Consider the following 20,779-nt stretch of genomic DNA (forward strand, 5'->3'; position numbering starts at 1 on the left):
CAATGCCCCCGACGAAAGAGAGCACCCCCTTGGACGGATTCCGTGACGGCCGCGGCGGCGGCCGGACCAGCGTGACCCCCGCCGAGAAGACGCAGGCCCGCCAGGTGTCACTGCGCCGGATCGGCGGCCTCTTCACCGCCCACCGCCGCCCACTGGCCGCCGTGGTCGCGATCATCGTGGCGTCCTCCGTGATCGCGATGGCGTCACCGTTCCTGCTGCGTACCGTGATCGACCGGGCCCTCCCGGAGCGCGACCTGACCCTCCTGGCCTGGCTGGTCGCGGGCATGGTCGGGGTCGCCGCGGTGACCGCCGTGCTCGGCGTGGCGCAGACCTGGATCTCCACCCGCGTGGGCCAGGAGGTCATGCACCGGCTGCGCACCGACGTGTTCACCCACCTCCAGCGGCAGTCGATCGGCTTCTTCGTCCGCACCCGCACCGGCGAGGTGCAGTCGCGGATCACCAACGACATCGGCGGCATGCAGGCCGTGGTCACCTCCACCGCCACCTCGATCGCCGCCAACCTCACCACCGTCATCGCCACCGTGATCGCCATGGTCGCGCTGAGCTGGCGGCTCACCCTCGTCTCCGTGGTCGTGCTGCCGCCCGCCATCTGGCTTACCCGGCGGGTCGCCCGGCTGCGCCGGGAGATCACCGCCCGCCGCCAGCGCGAGCTGGCCGACCTCAACGTCACCATCGAGGAGGGGCTGTCGATCAGCGGCGTGCAGCTGGCCAAGACCCTCGGCGCCAACGCCACCCTGGTCGACCGGTTCACCGTCTCCTCGGCCCGCCTCGTCGACCTGGAACTCCGCTCGGAACTGGCCGGCCGCTGGCGGATGGCCTCGATGACGGTGATCTTCGCGGCCATCCCGGCCGTCATCTACCTCGCCGCCGGCCTGCCCGGCACCGCCGGCACGCTCACCATCGGCACCCTGGTCGCCTTCACCGCCCTCCAGGGCAACCTGTTCCGGCCGCTCATGGGCCTGCTCAACGTCGGCGTCTCGCTGACCGCCTCGATGGCGCTGTTCGCCCGGATCTTCGAATACCTCGACCTGCCCGTCGAGGTGGCCGACCCGGAGCGGCCGGTGGCCCTCGACCCGGCCCGGGTGCGCGGACACCTGCGCTTCTCCGACGTCACCTTCAGCTACCCGGGCAGCGACACCGCCGCCGTGGCCGGCGTGAGCCTCGACGTCCCGGCCGGCACGAGCCTGGCCCTCGTGGGCGAGACCGGCTCCGGCAAGAGCACCCTCGCCGCGCTGATCAGCCGGCTGCACGACCCCGACGCCGGCCGGCTCACCATCGACGGCATCGACCTGCGCGACCTGCGCCTGGCCGACCTGGCCGCCGTCGTGGGCGTGGTCAGCCAGGAGACCTACCTGCTGCACGCCACGGTGCGGGACAACCTCCGGTACGCCCGCCCCGACGCCACCGACGCCGACATCGAGGCCGCCGCCCGCGCCGCGCAGATCCACGACCTGATCGCCGCGCTCCCCGACGGGTACGACACCGTGGTCGGCTCCCGCGGCCACCGGTTCTCCGGCGGCGAGAAGCAGCGCCTGGCCATCGCCCGCACGCTGCTGCGCGACCCGCGGATCCTGGTGCTGGACGAGGCGACCAGCGCGCTGGACACCGAGACCGAGCGCGCGGTGCAGCGAGCCTTCGACGAGCTGGCCCGCGGGCGCACCGTGATCACCATCGCGCACCGCCTCTCCACCGTCCGCGACGCCGACCAGATCGCCGTGCTCGACCACGGCCGGATCGTGGAGTCCGGCACCCACGACACCCTGCTCGACCGCGCCGGCCGGTACGCGGCGCTCGCCGCCTGATCCCGATCCCGGAAACCTGATCCGCAAGACGTGATTCCCACGTCTCTGATCGCTAGGGTGGCGCGATGCGGAACGGAGTGCAGGCCCAGGTGCCGGTGCTGTACGTCGCGGACGCCGACGCCGCCCAAGGGTTCTACGAGCTGTTCGGCTACACCGAGCAGCGGACCGGCGGCGACGGCGACTCCCGCTGGTGCCACCTCCAGTGCGGGGACCTGACCCTGCTGCTGGCCGCCGTGAAGCCGCGCCTGGTCACCGTCGAACTGCCGTTGCTCGTCTACCTCTACGTTGACGACCTCGCCGCGACGACGGACCGCCTCACCGCCGCCGGGCACACCGTCGAAGGGGTCGGCCACCCTGCGCACGCCCCCGGCGGCGAGTGCCGCACCACCGACCCCGACGGCAACACCGTGCTGTACGGGCAGCGCCGGGCCGTGCCCGCGCAGGCGCGCGGCGGCGCCGAGGCCCGGTTCTCCCTGATCCGGGAGGCGGCCGAGGCGGTCGCCCGGCGCGACGGCGCTCCGGCCCGCTGCCAGATCGGCGGCCCCCGCGGTGAGCCCTGCCCAGAGCCGGCCGAGGTGAAGCTCGCCGACTCATGGGGCGACACGGTGTGGGGTTGCCTGGCCCACGCCGACGAGGCCCTGCTCAACGCCCGGGGCGCCTTCCGGGCCAACGAGGACGTGATGGGGCTGGCCGGTTTCCTGGCGGCCCGCCGCCCCCAGCCGGACGCCGCCGCGCAGGGCATGTAGGAATCCTTTGTCCCGGCGCCCCTGGCTGTAGCTATTTACCTCACCTTGGACTGCCCATAGCATCGATCCACGTCATTGACTCTGAGGGGGATCGATGTCCGCAACGCTCACCACCGCCCGGTTGCGCATCTTCGCGCTGCTCACGGTTGCCGTCGTCGTCGGGGCGCTGACCGGGATTCAGCCCGCGCAGGCCGCCCGGCCGGGCTTCCGGATGCCGTTCCTGTGCGGCCAGACGTGGCAGGGCAACAACTGGAACGGGCACAGCCCGGCCCACTCCATCGACTGGAACCACTACGACGCGAACGGCAACCCCGACGACCTGGGTCGCCGGGTGGTGGCCAGCGCCGGCGGCACCGTGCTGGAGTCGTACTACTCGACCACCACCGGCTACGGCCACACCATCGTCATCGGCCACGGTGACGGCTGGCGCACCCGCTACGCCCACCTCAGCGAGCGGCTTGTCGCCACGGGCGACACCGTGAACCGGGGCACCGTCATCGGTAAGGTCGGCGCCTCCTCGGCGAAGTACGACCTCAGCCCGCACCTGCACTACGAGCAGATCCACGACGGCAGCGTCGTGGTCTCGGTCGTCCAGGGCGTCACCTGGTCCGACTACCTTAAGCGCAACCAGACCAGTACCAACAACTGCTGACCCGGCGGCTCAGGCGTCGGGCGGCCCCGGACTGTCCGGGTCGCCCGACGCCGGCGTCGTCTCGCCCGGCTGCACCGGCGCCGGCCGTTGCCCGGGGGCGGGATGCGGAGCGGGCGGCTGCGGGAAGGGTTCGAGCGGAGTCCACTGCTCCACCGGGGAGTCGGGCGACCGGGGCCCCCGCCGCGCGTCTCCCGCGCCGGCCTCTCGCTGGCCCTGCTCGGCCGGACGCCGCCCCGTGCCGCCCGCACCGTCCGCCTCGGCCTCCCGCTGGCGTGGGGGGTGCTCCTCCCGGAGCGCCTCCGGCATGCCGGCCTCCGGTCCGGCGCCGTCGTCCTGCGCTTCCGGCATGTCGGCTGTCGGTCCGGCGCTGTCGTCCTGCGCTTCCGGCATGTCGGCTGTCGGTCCGGCGCCGTCGTCCTGCGCCTTCGCCTGCCGGCGTATGCGCTCCTCTTCGGCGTACTCCGCGCGCCGGCGTTCAAGGTCGCGCTTCCACTCCAGGGCGATGCGCTTGTCCCAGTACGGCCGGAGCAGCTCGCGGACCGGCTCGTCCAGGTGGATCGACACATCCGGCTCACAGGTGAACCTCACGCCGCCGCGCTCGTAAGCCCAGGGGAGGGTGTCGTCACCGGTCATGGCGTCGTCCAGCGCGAGCGCGAACGCCCGGGGGTGATCCGGCGGGATCTCCGCCGCGCACCGGACCGCGATGCGCCGCAGCCGCTGCATCGCCTGGGGCTGGAACTGGTCGACGTACCAGCCGAAGAGTTCCGGCCGCGCGTGATTGGAGGTCCAGGTGAAGGTGGTTTGGACGACGAAGTGGTAGACCTGCCCCTGAGCCGGCACCAGCAGGGTCGGCGCCGCCCGCCGGTCGACGAGCGTCACGGCTGCGGACTCCGCCTCCTGCCACCGCAACTGCTCCAGCACGGGCCGGGCCGCCGTCCACAACCGCTTCGCCACACGCCGCGCGACCGTCCAGAGTTCGCGCGCCCGGGCGAGCCACCCCTCCCATCGGTCCCGGGTCGCCTCCGGGTGGTCCGATACCTGCCGGCTCGCCGGGGTCGCGCCGGTGCCTGCCGCCGGCTCGGTGCTGTTCGTCTCGCCGGCGCGGGAGCCGTCGTCGTCGCCGGGCGTCCGGGTCATCGCACCCCTCTCCCTCGAGCAGCCGCGCGGTGCCCGGCCGTAGCGGTGCCGGCCGTGCGGTCAGGTGAGGGGTGTGCGGAGGCACCCGCCGGTGCTCCGCCGTCGCAACGCTAACAAGCTGACGGGGCGGCGGACAGCAGCCGCGCGGGCGGCGGGATCGCGGGCCGAGGATCGTGCCCCGACCTGGCGGCACCAGGTGCCGGGGCAGTGGGCCTAGGATCTCCGTCATGCAGGAAGGCCGGTGGACGACGATCACCCCGTCGCAGTTCACGCACGAGCGGGAGGCGCTCGCGCACGTCCAGGCGGTGCTGCCGGACAGCGAGCCCTACCGGGCGTGGTCGAACTTCACCTTCACCGCCCAGACCGGCCACCCCTACGAGGTCGACCTGCTGGTGGCGGGACCGGGCGGGCTCTACCTGATCGAGATCAAGAGCCTGACCGGCCGGCTGATCTCCAGCGGCTCCAACTGGATCCTGCACAACCCCGGCGGTACGCGCACCTTCGACAACCCGCTGCACCTCGCCGACGCCAAGGCCAAGAAGCTGAAGTCCCTGCTCCAGGTCGCCGCGAACCAGCGCAAGGGGCAGCCGGTCAAGATCCCGTTCGTCCAGGCTGCCGTGTTCCTGTCCAAGCCGGGCCTGAAGATCGAACTTTCCGACCACCACCTGCACGGCATCTACGGCCCCGAGCCGGCACCCGGGCATCAGCCCGGCAAGCTGCCCACCATCACCGAACTGCTGACGCGCCCTCCACAGGACGAGAAGCACCGGGTCACGAAGGAGCTGTCCGCGGCCCTGCCCGACCTGCTCGAGGCGGTCGGCATCGCGCGTAGCCGCAAGCACTACGAGGTCGGGTCGTGGCAGCTGGAGCCCCGACCGTTCGACCTGGGTCCCACCTGGCAGGACCACCTCGCCCGCCACCGCGACCTGGAACGGGAACGCCGCCGCATCCGCATCTACCTCGTGGAGCGGAACGCCGTGCAGGCCGAGCGGGCGAGCATCGAGCGGGCCGCCAAGCGGGAGATGACGGTCCTGCACGGCGTCAACCACCCGGGCATCGTGCGGGTCGACTCGATGGAGTCGCACGAGGCCGGGCCGGCGCTGATCTTCCGCCACGATCCCCGGTCGATGCGGCTGGACCACTACATCGCCCAGTACGGCGACAAGCTGGAGCCGCTCAGCCGGCTGGCGATGATCCGCCAGCTCGCGGAGGCGGTCGCCTACGCACACGGGCGCCGGCTGCACCACCGTGCCCTCTCCGCCCGCAGCGTCCTGGTCACTCCGGGGCCGAAGCGGCGTGGCGGCAGCGAAGAGGAGGCGTGGCTGGTCCCGCAGCTGCAGCTCAGCGACTGGCAGACCGCCACCCGCACTGCCGACTCGGCCGGGGGCAGCAGCGGGGACCCCGCCACCCTCTCCTCGCACGCCGCCTCGCACATCGAGCGCTCCGCCGAGGCGTACCTGGCGCCGGAGCTGACCGCACCCCGGCCGGACCCGGTCGCCATGGACGTCTTCGGGCTGGGCGCCCTGGCGTACCTGATCCTCACCGGTCAACCGCCCGCCGCCAAGCGCCAGGAGCTTCTGTCCCGGATCGCCCGGGACAACGGCCTGCGACCCTCGGCGGTGGCCGACGGGATCACCGAGTTCGCGGACGAGCTGATCCAGGCCGCCACCGCCCCGGTTCCCGCCCAGCGACTCACCACGGTGGCCGACTTCGTCGAGATGCTCGAAGAGGTCGAGAACGAGCTGACCACCCCGCCACGGATCTCGGTGCACCCGGAAGAACCCGAGCCGGAGGAGACCGACCCGCTGGAGGCCCGCGGCGGCGACCGGGTCGCGGAGTGGAAGATCACGAAGCGGCTGGGCACCGGGTCGACCTGCCGGGCGTTCCTCGCGCACAACGAGCGCACCGGCCTCGACGAGGTGCTCAAGGTCGGTCTCTCCGACGAGAAGGCCGGCCGGCTCGCACACGAGGCCCGGGTGCTCCGGCCACTCACCGACTCGCGGGTGATCCGGCTGGCCCGGCCCGAGCCGCTGCAGGTCGCCAACCGTACGGTGATCGTCCTCGAACACGCCGGCGAGCTGACCCTGGCCCGCAAGCTGCGCGACGACGGCCGGCTCACCGTCGACGAGCTGGAGACCTACAGCGACTACCTGTTCGGCGCGCTCGACTACCTGGAGGGTGAGGGCGTCTACCACCGGGACATCAAGCCGGACAACATCGCCATCCGGGTACGCCCCAATCGCACCCGCCAGCTCGTGCTTTTCGACTTCTCCCTGGCCGGGGTCTCGGTCAAGGAGCTCGCCGCCGGCACCCCCCGCTACCTGGACCCGTTCCTCGGCACCGCCAGCCGGCAGGTCTACGACAAGCACGCCGAGTGGTACGCGCTCGCCGTCACCCTGCACGAGATGGCCTCCGGCGAGCTGCCGATCTGGGGCGACGGCGGCACCGAGCCCCAGCTCACCGACGGCCCGCCCGTCCTGGCCGCCGAGGCGTTCGACCCGGCCGTCCGCGACGAGCTTGTGGACTTCTTCCACCAGGCCCTCCACCGCGACCACCGGCGCCGTTTCGCCTCGCTCAAGGACATGCGCGACGCCTGGCAGCAGGTGTTCCGCCGCTCCGACGCCAGCACCCCGGTCGGCTCCGACCACCCGGAGATCGAGGCCGAGGAGCCGGACGAGCAGGCCGCCGAGCAGGCCCGCGAGGAGGCCGCCGCCAAGGCCACCCGCGCGACCGCCCTGGAGGCCGCCGGTCTCACCCCGCGGGCGGTCTCCGCAGCCCACCGGGTGGACGCCAGCACCGTCGGCGAGCTGCTCGCCGTCGGCAACAACACGTTCGCCACGCTGCCCGGTCTCGGCGCCAAGACCCGCAAGGAGCTGCAACGCCGGGTCAAGGAGTGGCGCAACCGGCTGGGGGAGCGGGAAACCATCCCCACCTCGGCCGCCGCCCGCAAGGCGGCCACCGCCGAGGTCGCCACGGAGAGCACCGCCGCGGCCGGCGACGCCGAGCTGGTACGCGTCGGCCTCGACGCGATCGCGACGCTGCTCGTGCCGGCGAAGAACGGCCGCAACACCGCCGAGGTCGAGGCGACCCGGCTGCTGCTGAACCTGCCCGACGACTCCGGCGCGCTGCCGGCCCTGCCACTCTGGCCGCAGCAGCCGCTGGTGGCCACCACCGTCGGCGTGACCCCTGGCCGGATCGCCCAGATCCTCGGCAAGCAGCGCAAGCGCTGGCACGACCTTCCCGTCGTGGGAAGCGTGCGTACCCAGATCATCGAGCTGCTGCGCGACGGCGGCCGGGTGATGGGCGCTGCCGAGCTGGCCACGGCGCTGCTGACCAGCCGTGGGTCGGTCCGCACCGGCGACGACCTGCGGCTGGCGGTCGCGGTCGCCGCCGTGCGGGCCGCCGTCGAGATCGACGCCCTCGAGGAGGAGCCGCGCCTGCTGCTGCGCCGGCACGCCCGCGCCGACATCGACGGCAAGCCACACCCGCGCGGCGACCGGCTCCTCGTGGCCCTCGAGGCGGGCGAGGACGACGCACCGGACACCCCGGCCGCGCCCGCGCTGCTCGACTACGCCGACGCGCTCGGCAAGGCCGCCGACCGGCTCGCCGCCAGCGAGGTGCTGCCCAGCGCGGCCACGGTCATGCGTACCCTCGCGACGGTGAACGCGCCCGGCGGCGCGGCCGACGTGATCGACGAGCGGCGGCGGGTCCTGCTCGCCGCCGTGGCGTCCGAGCGCGCCGCCGCCACCGCCCGACTGGAGCTCTACCCGCGCGACCTCGACCCGGTACGGGCGCTGCGGCTCGCCCAGGCGGGCGTGGTGCCACCGGCGTCGGAGAACCAGCGCGCCCTCAGTCCGGAGCTTGTGCAGCAGCGGGTGTCGGCGCGTTTCCCCGAGCTGGCACCACTGCCACCGCACCCGAAGCTGGACCGGCTGCTCGCCGAGGCGGGCTTCGAGCTGCGCTGGGACCGCGGCCACTATCTCGCGCCGCCGCCCCGCGCCGGCTCGTCCTCGATGTCGATCATCCAGCGGCGCCCCTCGGCCACCAACGCGCCGAGCCGGTGGGCGGCCGAGTCGCCGGAGCTTGCGGCGGCGATGCGGGCCGAGGAGCGGCTAACCGGGGCCAGGTCCGCGGGTGGGTTCCGGGCGCTGACGGTACGCCTCAACCGCTACGCGCCGGCCGGCGAGGAACTGGTACGCCGTTTCGACGCCCGGCCGGTCAGCGTGGCGGCGGTGTTCCTGCGGGAGCTGCGCGGCCTGGTCGACGCGAAGCCGAAGCCCACCTGGGAGACCGTCGTCGGCGCGGACGTCGCCGAGCCGGGGTCCCGCGGCGCGATCAAGCTGGGGGAGTACGTCGAGCAGGCGTGGCAGGTGGCCGTGCCGGCACTGCGGGCGGAGTTGACTGCCGACGCTGGGCCGGTGCTGCTGTACGACGCGGCGGTGCTGGCCCGGTACCGGGCGATGGAGCGGCTCTACGAGCTGGCGGATGCGGCGCGGGCGGGGGCGGGTGACGTGTGGCTGCTCTGCCCGATGGAAGACCCGGCGACGCTGCCCAAGCTGGACGGTGCGGTGGTGCGGGTGGGCGACAACGAGTGGATCGCCCTGCCCGACGCCTGGGTCGTCAACGCTCACCGCAGCGCCATCACGGCGTAACTTCCTGGCGTCCAGGGTGAATGGTTGCGGGAGCGATCGGGTGAGTCGGGCTACGAGACCAGATTCAGGCGAGCGCGTCGTAGTCAGCAACGGGCCACGGGACGGTGTAGTACCGCTGCTCCTTCGCTCGTTTTAGTAGTTTGTGGAGGTGCTCACCCCCGAGCATCTTCAGCGTGAACCGGTTGGGATCGCCTTGGCGGACGTTCTCCACCACGTAGATCCAGAAGTCGGCGTTCCGAAGAGCCTCCTCAACCTGGCGCACTTCGAGCCAGAGATCGGTGCCCCTGGCTGACTTCCCGTACGCCTTCACCTCGATCATCCGGGGTGGACTCGCCACGTCAGCCGGAGCGCCGGTTCCCCGAACGTCGTATGCCGTCCGTCCCGCTTCAAGCTCCCTCATGATGACGTACTTGATCGCAGCTGTCTCAATTGCTCGATTACCTACGATCTCCATCGCTGCCTCCGCAGGAACTCTTGTGCAGGCAAGGTAGTTCGTAATTCCAACAGTGGGAAGCGAGGTTGCGACCGCCGGAAGGAGGAAGGTGCCCAATCGCTCTGCTGCTCTTGGTGCGGTGCCTGGGCATCGCCCCTCCCCGTCGATAGCATCCCGTCATGACGACGTCTGCACGGGAGCGTGTCGCCGGCTTCTGGGATAACCACATCTCGGAGTGGTTGAGTGGCGCAGATCCCACGCCATCGCCGATTTCCGCCTGGTTCGAGTCCTACAAGGGCGTCGATCCCGGAAAACCGACACGCGATGGATTCCCCGAGCCGTATCACGGAGATCTCCTCGGTCGGGAGCACACACCACGGATGGTGGTCCTCGGGCTGAACCCGGGGGAGTACCGCCCGCAGTTCCAGTCACGGGACGGCATCTTCGCGGCGGAGATCAAGGAGTGCGGCTCCTATAGCAGATGGCAGACGACGTGCCCGTACGACCGCCCGCCATGGACCGATGTCCTGGGTGGCAACCGCTACTACCGGGCCCGGCTTCAGTTCACCCGAAACTGGCTCCAGGACCCGGGCGCCGACCACCGGGACCTGCTGATCTTCGAGTGCTACCCCTGGCACTCCAAGTCCATCACGGCCCCTCTACGGCCGCCGCCGGAGGTCATCGACGAGTTCGTGTGGCAGCCGATCGCGGAACTGCCGGTCGAGGAGGTGTTCGCCTTCGGCCGCCCCTGGGACGACCTCGCTCAGGCGCTCGGTCTGCCGGTCACCGACAAGCTCGGTGTCGGTGGGTCCCGCTACGGTTCGGCAGTGGCAAGCCGGGCGGTGCGGGCCTACGGGTTGCCGTCGGGCAAGCGGCTGATCGTGGAATGGCACTCAGGGTCGGCCGGACCGCCGAGCGCGAAGGAGACTGGGCTCCTCCGCGACGCACTCATCGGAGCGACGAGCGATGTGCCTGACAAAGCACCGCTGCGGCCCAGGACGGCAGCGCCCAGCGATGGGACGCGGACTCCAATCTCGGCAGGGTAGTGGTGTCCATGACGCTCTCCAGCGACACCGTCGCCACCGGCAGCCGGATCGACAGACTCGGGCAGTACATGGCCGAGCATGTCCTGGCGACGTCCGGCACCTGCGTCTGCCGACGGCTCGATAGTTGTCGGCAGAGCGTGCTGGGTGGCAGCCGTGGGGCATCGCGCCCCGAGGCGGCGTTCGCAGCCGGGCAACTCTCGCATGTCGGCCACCACTACGACCTGGTGGTCGACGGCGTACCGTCGCGCACCCTGGTCATCGCGATGGAGACGGGACGAGCGCGCGAGGGCGTGACCCTCAAGGAGCGCCACGCAGAGGTGATGCAATCCGCGAGCCTGGCGTTCACCGCGCGGAACCCGCACATGCGCGGTGTCACGAGTGCCTTGCGGCTCGCCGTCGGTCGTGACCCCGGGGCGGATCGGGACGGTGAACACCTCCGCCTCGACGGTGTCCGTTCCCCGGTGCACCTGTTCGACGCTTATGCGATGGCCAACATGCGGCTGTGCTCTGCGGTCGTGAGCGGCACAAGCAAGTCGCTGGGCAACGCGACGATGAGCCAGAACTGCGCTTCGCACATGGCGGCCACGATCAACATCCTCGAGCCAACCCTGTGCATCGTGCAGGGCGTCGAGGTCCACAAGGCGCTCTCCGCGCTCATGACCCGCCGGCGGCAGCTTGCACCGCACCTTGAGCAGGCGCGCATCGCCGGTGTCGACACGCTCGTCGCCGCCTTCACCCATCCGTCCGCCATGAGGCTGACGGACCATTGGGGGCGGCTCACCAGTGCGCCATACCTTTACGAAACCGTGGTTCCCACGATCCGAAGCGCGCATCGGCTGATCACGGCGAACTGAGTTCCTCGTCGCTACCAACAGGGGTAGCGGTCTCCCCAGTGCGGGTCGGTCGCCGCGGTATAGCCCGTGCCCGCAGGGACATCGAGCAGTTCGGTGAGCAGGTCGCGGGCCAGGGTGTCGGCGACCCAGGCCAACTCCAGCCGGGAGATCAGGTCAACCGGGAGCGCGTCAAAGCCGTGCGAAGCGCCGAGGAAGGCGCCGGTCACAGCGGCGACGTGCCCGCCGTCGCCGACCGATGCGGCGAACAGCAGGGCGTCCTTCACGTCCTCACGACCAGGAAAGGACGCAGCCACGTAAGCGCCTCCGGCGAGCGCGGAACTGGCCCGGGCGTCCGGCGCGAGTCGAGTCAGCACCTCCGTTCGTCGTGGGTGTGAGCCGGCGGCAGCCATCGCAGCAGCGACTGACACCCCTTGCCGCAGCTGCGGGTCGGCGGCGCACTCCCGTTCGGCGAGATCCACCGCCCGCGCCAACTGCTGACCCTCGCTGAGGCGGGCGACGATGGTGGCCCCGAGCGCGGCGGCATGTGTGGCCTCGGCGGCGTGCGTGCTGGCTGCGGCCGTGGCTGCCTCCCACCACGGACGGCGGTTGTACAGCCCGACTGGTAGGCAGCGGGTCAACGCGTGGGCGCCGATGCTGGTGTGCACCTCCGCGCCGAGACGGCCTGGCACCCCTTTCTGCAGGGCGGCGACGGTCGCCGGGGCGGATCCGCGTCGCTTCTTCAATACGGGTACGGACGCAAGCCACCCGTCGGGCCAGTCCTGCTCCTGCCACCGCTTGATCCCTGAGATGCCCTGCCCGGCCGCCCATCGGTGGTAGGCGTGCCAGATCGTCCGCGGGTACCGGTAATCACCCTGGGAGTCGCGGACGTGGGAGCGGATCATCCCGTCGATGGTGAAGCAGGCGAGCTGGCCGGCGCTGGTGGCCCGCAGCGTCCCGCTGGCCGGCACGTTGCCGCCGGTGGCGCCGATCGCGTCACCGAGCATCAGCCCGAGGACGCACCCCCGAGCCGCCGCGAGCTGCTCCGCCTTCACCCTGGTCATGCCGGGAAGCATAGGGGCGGGTGGCACGGGACCCGCTCCGGGCCGGGGTGCTGGCGGCCCGGCGGAGGCCGGCGAGCTGGACGAAGATCTCCCGCCGGTCGATCGCCTGGCCGCGCCGGTCGATGACGTAGCCGGTCAGCCACACCCAGCCGGTGTACGTCGGTTTGGGGCAGACCGAGACGACGCGGAAGGTCAGGGCGCGGTCGCCGGCGAACTGCACCGAGGCGCGGCCGTCGACCCGCAGTAGGTCACCCGGTTGCGGTCGCACCGCTACCAGTGACCCTGGTTCGGCGGCCGGCACTCGCGGGCGTGCATGGTCTGCCAGTCGCGCAGCGCCCGCTTCAGCCGCTCGTTCTCCTCGCTGAGCAGGCGTACCCGCCGGTGGAGGTCGGTCAGCTCGTCGGCGACCAGGGTCTGGAACTCGCGTACCTGATCGGGGTCGACGCCCCGGCGGCGCGGGTCGAACGTGCGGGTCCGTACCTCATGCGGGGTCAGCCGGGCCGGGAGGCCGGTTCCGTAGAGCTGGCCGGATCGATACACCTGGGTCACGTCGGTCCTTTCCGGGGCACGCGGAAGCGCGGAGGGTCGATGCGATGGGTCTCGAAGGGCGGGCCGTCCGCACGCCGGCCGCGGGCGGCCCGCCCGCTCCGCCGCCGCAGCCTGAGATCAGCGGTACGACAGCGGAGCAGTCCAGTGGGTCGGGACGGGCACGCGCACCCGCCCCGACCAGGGGGATGAGCCGAACTCGTTGCCACGCGAGAAGCGGCTCCGCTTCAACATAACTAGGGAACACAGGGAAGTCAAAGCACGTTGTTTAGACATTCGAGCTGTGATCGAATTCGGGTTGCCACGCGAGGAGTGACATGCCCGAATCAGCCGAATACCTCCGCATCGCCGCCGACGTGATGGCCGACGTCAAGTCGGGGAAGCTAAAGCCAGGGGGCCGATTGCCGTCGGTCGCACAGACTCGCGCCGACTACGGCGTCAGCTACGGAACCGTGCAGCTGGCATACGTCCGCCTTGAAGCGCTGCGGGTGATTCGACGCCAGCAGGGCAAGGGTGTCTTCGTCACCGACCCGAAGACCTGGATGCGGGAGCCGTAGGTAGCGACCTGTCGGCCAGATCGGGACTTACGGGTACCCCCGTCCCGTCAGCGGGACGGCTAGAGTCTTCGCGTGATCGACCGGAAGCTGCTCTTGTCCGACCTGCAGAAGCAGGTCAAGAACCTGGAAAAGGACCTGCGGGAGCAGGCCGAATCGGTCGAGGAGGTGCGCCTCCGCCTGCGTGGCGAGTACGACCACGCCTTCAAGGTCGGGCGTACCGCCGCCACCTGGGCGGCCTGGCGGGACGAGCGGGTTACCCAGGTCGCCGTCGCGTGGGTGCTCGGCACCGTCTTCGTCCGCTTTTGCGAGGACAACGGCCTGTTGCCCGACCCCTACCTGGCCGGTCCGGGGGACCGGCTGGTGCTCGCCGAGGAGGCCGAGGCCCAGTTCTTCCGCGACCGGCCCGAGGACACGCTGCGTGGCTGGCTGGAGCAAGGCTTCGACGCCATCGCCATCGCCCAGGCCGGCAAGTCGCTCTTCGACAAGCGGCACAACCCGCTCTACCAGATCCCGCTCTCCCACGACGAGGCAAAGAACCTCATCGCCTTCTGGCGCCGGCGTGGCGAGACCGGCGGCCTGGTCCACGACTTCACGGACCCGGAGTGGGACACCCGCTTCCTCGGCGACCTCTACCAGGACCTCTCCGAGGCGGCCCGCAAGACCTACGCGCTGCTCCAGACCCCGGAGTTCGTCGAGGAATTCATCCTCGACCTGACCCTCGCTCCGGCGACCGCCGAGTTCGGCCACGAAGTGGTCAAGATGATCGACCCGACCTGCGGCTCGGGCCACTTCGTCCTCGGCGCCTTCCGCCGCCTCCTGAAGGAGTGGGAGCAGCATGCCCCCAACCGCGACCCCCACGAGCGGGTACGCCTCGCCCTCGACGCCGTCCACGGCGTCGACATCAACCCCTTCGCCGTCGCCGTCGCCCGCTTCCGCCTCCTGGTTGCGGCCGTCAAAGCCTGCGGCATCAAAGCCCTCGCCGACGCGGCCGGATACGCCTTCCCCCTGCACGTGGCGGTAGGTGACTCCCTCATCAAGCATCGTGAGGGAATGCTGTTCGGCGAGGACCCGATGACCGAGTTCGCCTACGCCACCGAAGACGTGCACGAGCACCCGGGCATTTTGCGTGTCGGCAGCTATCACGTGGTGGTGGGTAATCCACCCTACATTGCGGTGAAGGACAAGGGCTTAAACGAAGCCTACCGGGAGATGTACTCGGCCTGCTCCGGCAAGTACGCCCTATCGGTGCCTTTCGCGCAGCGGTTTTTCCATCTGGCGAAGACCGCCGGTGCGGATGGCAACGGTGCCGGTTACGTCGGGCAGATCACCGCCAACTCGTTCATGAAGCGGGAGTTCGGCAGGAAGCTCATAGAAAAGTTGTTCGCGATTGAGGTTAACCTGACCCACGTGATTGACACGTCGGGGGCATACATTCCCGGCCACGGCACCCCGACGGTCATCCTGGTCGGCCGCAACACCAACCGGAATCGACCTGCCACCGTTCGCACAATCATGGGCGTCCGCGGCGAACCTGCCGCCCCCGCTGAACCGGCCAGGGGCTTCGTCTGGCAGGCCATTGTCAACCAGATTGGTCGCGCCGGCTCAGAGAGCCAGTGGGTCTCCGCTGCCGATACCCCGCGAGCCAACCTCGCATCCTTCCCATGGAGCCTGAGCGGTGGCGGTGCGGGAGATCTCAAGGGGCTTATCGAGGGAACCCGTGCGCCGCTCGGGCGACGTACGTCGAGGATCGGCGTGCTTGGGATGTCGAATGCGGACGAGGCCATGCACGCGCCTCGTGAAGCATGGATTCGCCGGGTCGGAGACCTAGAGTTGAATCGCCGGCTGGTGGTCGGCGACGAGCTTCGGGACTGGATATGCGCGGACGGAGAATGGGCCTTCTTCCCCTACACCTCGGAGTTCGCTCTTCGGCCGCTCGACCCGCAAAGCGGGTGGCATCGGTGGCTTTGGCCAACTCGAACCGTCCTGGGTAGCCGAATGACCTTCGGCAAGGAGACCTACTTTGTCGAAGGTCGGCCCTGGTATGAATGGCATCAACTGACTCGTGATGCAGGCGCGCACGAATGGACGATCTGCCTGGCCTTTGTGGCTACACACAACCACATTGTGCTGGACCGGGGCGGGAAGGTCTTCAACCGTTCGGCGCCGGTGATCAAGTTGCCGGAGGGCGCGTCGGAAGACGATCACTTAGTGCTGCTCGGAATGCTCAACAGCTCGACTGCCTGCTTCTGGCTAAAGCAGGTCAGCCACGGCAAGGGCAACGGCGGCGTCAACGAGGGCTACCGCGGCGACGAGTGGGAAGAGTTCTACGAGTTCACGGGTACTAAGCTGCAGGAGTTTCCGCTGCCGCCGGCGTACCCTCTGGAACTTGCTCGTGAGATCGACGGGCTGGCGCAGCGGCTTGCCAGGGTGAGTCCGGCGGCGGTCGCGGCGTCTGGGGTGCCTACCCGCGAGCGGCTGGGGGTGGCCTGCGACGAGTGGCACTCGGTCCGGGCGCGCATGATCGCGTTGCAGGAGGAGCTGGACTGGCAGGTCTACTCGCTCTACGGGCTGCTGGATGAGGAGTTGACCGCCCCGGCCGGCTCGGTGCCGGAGTTGAAGCTGGGCGAGCGGGCGTTCGAGATCGTGCTCGCCCGCAAGATGCGGGATGAGGGCCTGGAGACGCAGTGGTTCGCCCGGCACGGGTCGACGCCGATCACGGAGTTGCCGGCGCACTGGTCGGACGAGTACCGGGCGGTCGTGGAGCGGCGGATCGCGGTCATTGAGGGCAACCGCAACATCGGGTTGATCGAGCGGCCGGAGTGCAAGCGGCGGTGGGCCAGCGAGGGCTGGGACGCGATGCAGGCGAAGGCGCTGCGGGACTGGCTGCTGGACCGGTGCGAGGCGCGTGAGCTGTGGTATCACCATGTCGACGGGCTGGAGCAGCCGCGCCCGCTGACCACCGCCCAGCTCGCCGACGAGCTGCGCCGCGACGCCGACGTGCTGACCGTCGCCGGTATCTACGCGCCGGGTCAGGATCTCGGCAAGGTGATCGCCGGCCTGGTCGCCGACGAGCACGTGCCGCACCTGGCCGCGCTGCGCTACAAGGACTCCGGCCTGTCCAAGCGGGCCGACTGGGAGCAGGTGTGGGAGTTGCAGCGGCAGGAGGACGCGCTGCCCGACGAGGCGGCGAAGCGGGAGTTCCGCAAGCAGATCCCGGTGCCGCCGAAGTACACCTCGGCGGACTTCCTCAAGGGCAGCTACTGGAAGCACCGGGGCAAGCTCGACGTGCCCAAGGAGCGGTTCGTCTCGTACCCGGGCGCCAGCCGCGACGGTGACCCGTCGCTGCTGGTGGGCTGGGCCGGCTGGGACCACCGCGAGCAGGCCCAGGCCCTGGCCACGCTGATCGTCGCCCGGGAGCAGGAGGACGGCTGGGCCGCCGACCGGCTGCTTCCGCTGGTCGCGGGGCTGCGCGAGATCCTGCCCTGGGTACGCCAGTGGCACGGCGAGTTCGACCCGGAGTGGGGTGCCTCGCCGGCGGACATCTACGCCGGCTTCCTCGCCGAAACCGCCAACCGCCTGCACCTCACCGACGAGGCGCTCACGTCGTGGCGCCCGCCCAAGGCCACTCGCGGTCGCAAGGTCAAGGTATGAGGGGGCGGTATTCCATCGGGGAGCATTCCTCGGTGACGGTTTCCTCCACAAGAGACAGGATGGAGAGGTTCTTGCCATGACCACGAGCGAAGTTGTCGAGGACTCGGAATCGCGTTTCTCCGCACTGTTGGCGGGCGCAGCAAGTCTTCCGGGAGTGCGCATCAGCAGGGCTGTATATCTCAAGAGTGCGCTGACGCGGTACTGCTCAGAGGACGACATCCGAAAAGCAATCGACGAGACACCCGCAGCGGCAGGGATTCCTCTCGAAGTCCTCGATAGGGCTGCCAACGAATCCATCAGGTATGAAGCTGCCAAGGTCAGCGCACTCTCTGCTGCTGCGGGGATACCCGGTTTGATGTTCCTGCCTGCCACCGTGCCTGCCGACATGGCCCAATACTTCGGCCACATGCTCCGAATCGCACAAAAACTCGCCTACCTCTATAGCTGGCCGGATCTGTTCTCCGGCGACAGCGATGACTTGGACGACGCGACCAAAGGGATGCTCACCCTTTTCGTAGGCGTGATGTTCGGCACCCAGTCGGCGAACGCTGGGGTGGGGAAGGTCGCAGGCCTGCTCTCGAAGCAGGCTGTCAAGAAGCTGCCGAAGCAGGCACTCACGAAGGGTCTCATCTACCCAGTAGTGAAGAAGGTGGCAAGCTACCTTGGTGTAGAGATGACAAAGCAGACTTTCGCAAAGACGGTCTCAAAGGTGATCCCCATCGTAGGAGCCGTCGTGTCGGGCGGGCTCGCTCTTGCGACCTACCTTCCCATGGCCAAGCGGCTGAAGAATCACCTCTCGAGCCTTGAGTTGACGAAGCCAAAAGAGGGGGTCGTAGATGCAGAGGCCATAATTGTGGATGTGGTTGAGTTCGCCGGCGGCGACGATACCAAGCAGCAGTCGGGGCCAGAGTGTGCACCCTTGAACTAGAGAATCCCAGAATCTAACCCTCCCTCCCTCACAAGAACGCCGAACCATCACCGCTGGCTGGCGCTGCTCCTTTAACCTCAACGGCGCTGAGTTGGGTGTTCGGGGCTGTCACTGAAGTGAGGGGTACCCGACAATATCGATGCTCGTGCACCTCAACTGTCGGACCCGTCCGCGAGACTGAGGCCCCTCGACCCCAGGAGGTGCCTCGTGCCGCACGTCAAGTCGCACATCAGGAGTAATGGGGCGCGGGTCCGGGCGCACTACCGCAGGCGGCGCCCGGGCAGTGCTCGACGGAGAACGACGGTCCGCCGCGTGTCCCGTGGCAGCAGTTCGGCCAACGGCTGGCGGCTGGCGCTGTGTGCCGTCGTCGTCGTGGTGGTCGGGATGGTCGTCGATTTCGTGCACCGGCATCCGTACTGGTCGGTCTTCCTGGCGACCCTCGTCGTTGTGGTGGCGGTCGCGGTGGGCTGCTTCGTGTCGAAGCAGCGTGCCCGCGATCGGGCCGACCAGGCCCAGCGGGACAGGCTGATCGCGGTGACCGATGCGATGAGCGGGCCCGAGTTCGAGCAGTGGTTCGCGCGGATCCTGGTCGGGTCCGGGTTTCGGCAGGTGAAGGTGTGCGGCGGTTCCGGTGATCGCGGCGCGGACGTGATGGCGGTCGCCCCCGATGGCCGCCGCGTGGTGGTGCAGTGCAAGCGGCAGAGCATCCGCAACCGGGTGGGCAGTGCCGCGATCCAGCGGTTCGCCGGCACCTGCCGGGACATCCACGGTGGCGAGATCTGCCTCCTCGTGACGAACAGTTTCTTCACCGCGGGCGATGGCATCCAGTTGGCCCGGCGGCTCAACATCACGCTGATCGACCGGCACGCCTTGGAGATGTGGGCGTGGACGGGGGCGCCAGCAAGGGGGATCATCGCGGGCTGACCCGCGCTGACCCCTGATCAGCTCCACCGAGCACTATGTCCGTCGTCGTCATACCAGTCGTTGAGGTAGTCGGGGTTCGCCTTGCTGTCCTGTTGGACGCCGTGGAAGCTGTCGCTCATGTTGGCCACCGACCAGATCACGTTGGCCAACTTGGCGTAGTCCTCAGGGGTGATGTCCGGGTCGAGCTGAACGGTAATGGTTCGACGGGCGCGAGCCACAGTCGTTCTCCATTCTGGTCGGCTCCTTATCTTGCCTCCGGGAGAGGGCAACGGACAGGCCCGTCCGGGTTGCTCAGGCGGTCAGGCGGGCCGCGACGGAAAACGCTCGTGGGATGTCCTGCCAGAGCAGCGGGTTGGTATTGCGGACGCGGGGACTCGGGTGGGCGACGGCGAGCCACGGGACCAGGTGGGCGTCTTCCCGCAGCAGGTACAGCGCGAGGGCCTGGCGTGCGATCGCGCCCATGGTCACCACGAGCCTGAGGTCGGGCAGTAGATCGATGAACCGGGCTAGCCAGGGCAGACCCGGCTCGATGTCCGACCGCATGGCGTTCTTGTTCTTCCTCTCGTCGCCCATGAACCATGGGACGGCGTTCCAGTGCACGCACCGCTCCCGCCTCAGTCCGGACTCTCGGTAGAACTCCCACACGTGCGCGGCGGTCCAGTCGTCGTTGTCGGGGGACAGCATCGCGCTGCCGAGGGCTGCGGCCCGGGCGGGCGTCTCCAGGAGGAAGAGCACCTCGGCGTGCACGCCACCCAGCGTCGGGTCGACGTACGGCACGCCTCGGTGGCCCCGCTCCCTGCGGATCTCCTCGACGAGATCGGTGATCGGCGCGATGTGCGGCTCGTGAAGATGCGCGAGCTTCGTCTTGACGGTTTCGGGGTCACGGTTGGCCCGAGGGGTGACTGACAGGTCCATCAGCGCATCGTGCATGAGCTGTATGACCTAATCGCGAAGGTCACCGCAGTCGCCGCGAGATCAGGATGCGGGTCTGCTCGGTCAGCTGCTCCCCGATGAAGTCGTTGAGCTTTTCCGGGTCGGGCACGGTCCGGTCGGCCTCTTCGAGCTCTTCCCAGGTGTCGTAGTTGTATGGGTCGCCTGCCGTCACCACCCCGATGCCGTGCATTCGGGCGGCTGCGGCGACATCCTCGACATCCTGCTTGAGTGCTGCCGCCTGGTCGGGCGGTATGTAGAACAGCACGTAGGACCGGGTCGCCGCACGACGGTGTGCCAGCGCCTCGTAGACCGCTTGAACGTTGACCGTGTTCGGGGATTTGATCTCGAAGGTGTTGACGTCCAGGTGCTTTCCCGGCACGTACTCGAAGGTCCGTACCTCGACCGTGGTGATGTCCGGCCGGGACCAGATGCCTGTCGGGCGGCTGCCGCCGAAGGCGGTGATCTCGACGGCGAGCAGATCCTGCCGATGCTCCTGGGCCCAGTCACGCTCGATCACGGCGCGCATCGGCTCGTACAGCGCCGGCTCGTTGGTGAAGGCCGCTTCCAAGGTCTCGGTGTCCGGGGTGCCGCCCTCGACGACGACGGCGACCACGTGGCCAGCCGCCGTGGTCTCGGGTTGTGAGCGGCGGACCACCCCGCCGCGACCGCGGCCCCGGGTCACCAGCCCCTTGTCGACCAGGCCGTCACGCGCCAGGAAGTACCGGTTTCTGTTCCAGTGCAGGTACTGGCGCAGCGACGGGTTGCTGACCGAGGACCCGTCGGTGGGCAGCGCGTTGAACAGCGTGCACTCGTCCTCGGGGAGCGCCGACACGTCCGCTGCCATTTCTCGACCGTAA

Annotated in this window: 18 protein-coding genes; 10 read left to right on the forward strand and 8 right to left on the reverse strand. The window is 69.6% G+C overall.

Features of this window, described 5'->3' with window-relative positions:
- The first annotated feature begins 29 nt into the window (after positions 1–29).
- The 3 genes from ABZS80_RS07745 to ABZS80_RS07755 all read left to right on the forward strand — a co-directional run bounded on the left by ABZS80_RS07745 (position 30) and on the right by ABZS80_RS07755 (position 3,221).
- Positions 30–1,823, forward strand: a complete 1,794-nt coding sequence (locus tag ABZS80_RS07745; protein WP_355054983.1) for an ABC transporter ATP-binding protein — start codon at positions 30–32, stop codon at positions 1,821–1,823.
- A gap of 65 nt (positions 1,824–1,888) precedes the next feature.
- On the forward strand, positions 1,889–2,569 hold the full coding sequence (locus ABZS80_RS07750; RefSeq protein ID WP_355054984.1) for a VOC family protein: 681 nt from the start codon (positions 1,889–1,891) through the stop codon (positions 2,567–2,569).
- Between the two features lie 94 nt (positions 2,570–2,663).
- Positions 2,664–3,221: a M23 family metallopeptidase gene (locus ABZS80_RS07755; RefSeq protein WP_355054985.1), complete on the forward strand. Its 558-nt coding sequence runs from the start codon at positions 2,664–2,666 to the stop codon at positions 3,219–3,221.
- Positions 3,222–3,230: 9 nt separating this feature from the next.
- On the opposite strand, the gene ABZS80_RS07760 is transcribed toward ABZS80_RS07755, so the two are convergent.
- Positions 3,231–4,358, reverse strand: a complete 1,128-nt coding sequence (locus tag ABZS80_RS07760) for a hypothetical protein (RefSeq protein ID WP_355054986.1) — start codon at positions 4,356–4,358, stop codon at positions 3,231–3,233.
- 227 nt (positions 4,359–4,585) lie between these two features.
- Here ABZS80_RS07760 and pglW point away from each other — a divergent pair, with 227 nt between their 5' ends.
- A complete protein-coding gene (gene pglW / locus ABZS80_RS07765) occupies positions 4,586–9,010 on the forward strand; it encodes a BREX system serine/threonine kinase PglW (RefSeq protein WP_355054987.1) in 4,425 nt (1,474 codons plus the stop codon).
- Positions 9,011–9,074: 64 nt separating this feature from the next.
- Here pglW and ABZS80_RS07770 read toward each other — a convergent pair whose 3' ends face one another.
- On the reverse strand, positions 9,075–9,464 hold the full coding sequence (locus ABZS80_RS07770) for a DUF3883 domain-containing protein (protein ID WP_355054988.1): 390 nt from the start codon (positions 9,462–9,464) through the stop codon (positions 9,075–9,077).
- Between the two features lie 158 nt (positions 9,465–9,622).
- Between ABZS80_RS07770 and ABZS80_RS07775 the strand changes: the two genes are divergently transcribed.
- Positions 9,623–10,489 (forward strand): hypothetical protein, encoded by an 867-nt coding sequence (locus ABZS80_RS07775; RefSeq protein ID WP_355054989.1) that lies wholly within the window; start codon positions 9,623–9,625, stop codon positions 10,487–10,489.
- A gap of 8 nt (positions 10,490–10,497) precedes the next feature.
- Positions 10,498–11,343: a hypothetical protein gene (locus ABZS80_RS07780; RefSeq protein WP_355054990.1), complete on the forward strand. Its 846-nt coding sequence runs from the start codon at positions 10,498–10,500 to the stop codon at positions 11,341–11,343.
- An 11-nt stretch (positions 11,344–11,354) separates the two neighbouring features.
- Here the strand turns inward: ABZS80_RS07780 and ABZS80_RS07785 are convergent, their stop codons facing one another.
- The 3 genes from ABZS80_RS07785 to ABZS80_RS07795 are packed head-to-tail and all read right to left on the reverse strand — an operon-like array spanning position 11,355 to position 12,932.
- The gene (locus ABZS80_RS07785; protein ID WP_355054991.1) at positions 11,355–12,326 is read right to left on the reverse strand and encodes an ADP-ribosylglycohydrolase family protein; all 972 of its coding nucleotides are present in this window, start codon (positions 12,324–12,326) and stop codon (positions 11,355–11,357) included.
- Positions 12,316–12,651: a hypothetical protein gene (locus ABZS80_RS07790; RefSeq protein ID WP_355054992.1), complete on the reverse strand. Its 336-nt coding sequence runs from the start codon at positions 12,649–12,651 to the stop codon at positions 12,316–12,318. Before ABZS80_RS07790 ends, ABZS80_RS07785 begins: the two co-directional genes overlap by 11 nt.
- Before the next feature lie 2 nt (positions 12,652–12,653).
- The gene (locus ABZS80_RS07795; protein ID WP_355054993.1) at positions 12,654–12,932 is read right to left on the reverse strand and encodes a DivIVA domain-containing protein; all 279 of its coding nucleotides are present in this window, start codon (positions 12,930–12,932) and stop codon (positions 12,654–12,656) included.
- 314 nt (positions 12,933–13,246) lie between these two features.
- Between ABZS80_RS07795 and ABZS80_RS07800 the strand changes: the two genes are divergently transcribed.
- The 4 genes from ABZS80_RS07800 to ABZS80_RS07815 all read left to right on the forward strand — a co-directional run bounded on the left by ABZS80_RS07800 (position 13,247) and on the right by ABZS80_RS07815 (position 18,989).
- A complete protein-coding gene (locus ABZS80_RS07800; RefSeq protein WP_355054994.1) occupies positions 13,247–13,486 on the forward strand; it encodes a winged helix-turn-helix domain-containing protein in 240 nt (79 codons plus the stop codon).
- Positions 13,487–13,558: 72 nt separating this feature from the next.
- Positions 13,559–17,137, forward strand: coding sequence for a BREX-2 system adenine-specific DNA-methyltransferase PglX (gene pglX / locus ABZS80_RS07805; RefSeq protein ID WP_355054995.1), 3,579 nt, complete (start codon positions 13,559–13,561; stop codon positions 17,135–17,137).
- 76 nt (positions 17,138–17,213) lie between these two features.
- A complete protein-coding gene (locus ABZS80_RS07810; protein WP_355054996.1) occupies positions 17,214–18,065 on the forward strand; it encodes a hypothetical protein in 852 nt (283 codons plus the stop codon).
- A 312-nt stretch (positions 18,066–18,377) separates the two neighbouring features.
- Complete coding sequence (locus ABZS80_RS07815) at positions 18,378–18,989, forward strand: restriction endonuclease (RefSeq protein WP_355054997.1); 612 nt, start codon at positions 18,378–18,380, stop codon at positions 18,987–18,989.
- Positions 18,990–19,006: 17 nt separating this feature from the next.
- Here the strand turns inward: ABZS80_RS07815 and ABZS80_RS07820 are convergent, their stop codons facing one another.
- The 3 genes from ABZS80_RS07820 to ABZS80_RS07830 form a co-directional block, all read right to left on the reverse strand.
- Complete coding sequence (locus ABZS80_RS07820) at positions 19,007–19,207, reverse strand: hypothetical protein (protein ID WP_355054998.1); 201 nt, start codon at positions 19,205–19,207, stop codon at positions 19,007–19,009.
- A gap of 73 nt (positions 19,208–19,280) precedes the next feature.
- The gene (locus ABZS80_RS07825; RefSeq protein WP_355054999.1) at positions 19,281–19,904 is read right to left on the reverse strand and encodes a uracil-DNA glycosylase; all 624 of its coding nucleotides are present in this window, start codon (positions 19,902–19,904) and stop codon (positions 19,281–19,283) included.
- A gap of 40 nt (positions 19,905–19,944) precedes the next feature.
- Positions 19,945–20,766 (reverse strand): hypothetical protein, encoded by an 822-nt coding sequence (locus ABZS80_RS07830; RefSeq protein ID WP_355055000.1) that lies wholly within the window; start codon positions 20,764–20,766, stop codon positions 19,945–19,947.
- Positions 20,767–20,779 lie beyond the last annotated feature (13 nt).

It is taken from the genome of Micromonospora sp. NPDC005305 (assembly GCF_040607315.1).
In the GTDB taxonomy this organism is placed as follows: Bacteria; Actinomycetota; Actinomycetes; order Mycobacteriales; family Micromonosporaceae; genus Micromonospora.

What these genes read in the sequence shown, in the direction of transcription:
- ABZS80_RS07750 (WP_355054984.1), top strand. Translation starts at nt 1,889, where the DNA reads ATGCGGAACGGAGTGCAGGCCCAGGTGCCGGTGCTGTACGTCGCGGAC.
- ABZS80_RS07755 (WP_355054985.1), top strand. Translation starts at nt 2,664, where the DNA reads ATGTCCGCAACGCTCACCACCGCCCGGTTGCGCATCTTCGCGCTGCTC.
- ABZS80_RS07760 (WP_355054986.1), bottom strand. Translation starts at nt 4,358, where the DNA reads ATGACCCGGACGCCCGGCGACGACGACGGCTCCCGCGCCGGCGAGACG.
- pglW (WP_355054987.1), top strand. Translation starts at nt 4,586, where the DNA reads ATGCAGGAAGGCCGGTGGACGACGATCACCCCGTCGCAGTTCACGCAC.
- ABZS80_RS07770 (WP_355054988.1), bottom strand. Translation starts at nt 9,464, where the DNA reads ATGGAGATCGTAGGTAATCGAGCAATTGAGACAGCTGCGATCAAGTAC.
- ABZS80_RS07775 (WP_355054989.1), top strand. Translation starts at nt 9,623, where the DNA reads ATGACGACGTCTGCACGGGAGCGTGTCGCCGGCTTCTGGGATAACCAC.
- ABZS80_RS07780 (WP_355054990.1), top strand. Translation starts at nt 10,498, where the DNA reads ATGACGCTCTCCAGCGACACCGTCGCCACCGGCAGCCGGATCGACAGA.
- ABZS80_RS07785 (WP_355054991.1), bottom strand. Translation starts at nt 12,326, where the DNA reads ATGCTCGGTGACGCGATCGGCGCCACCGGCGGCAACGTGCCGGCCAGC.
- ABZS80_RS07800 (WP_355054994.1), top strand. Translation starts at nt 13,247, where the DNA reads ATGCCCGAATCAGCCGAATACCTCCGCATCGCCGCCGACGTGATGGCC.
- ABZS80_RS07810 (WP_355054996.1), top strand. Translation starts at nt 17,214, where the DNA reads ATGACCACGAGCGAAGTTGTCGAGGACTCGGAATCGCGTTTCTCCGCA.
- ABZS80_RS07825 (WP_355054999.1), bottom strand. Translation starts at nt 19,904, where the DNA reads ATGGACCTGTCAGTCACCCCTCGGGCCAACCGTGACCCCGAAACCGTC.
- ABZS80_RS07830 (WP_355055000.1), bottom strand. Translation starts at nt 20,766, where the DNA reads ATGGCAGCGGACGTGTCGGCGCTCCCCGAGGACGAGTGCACGCTGTTC.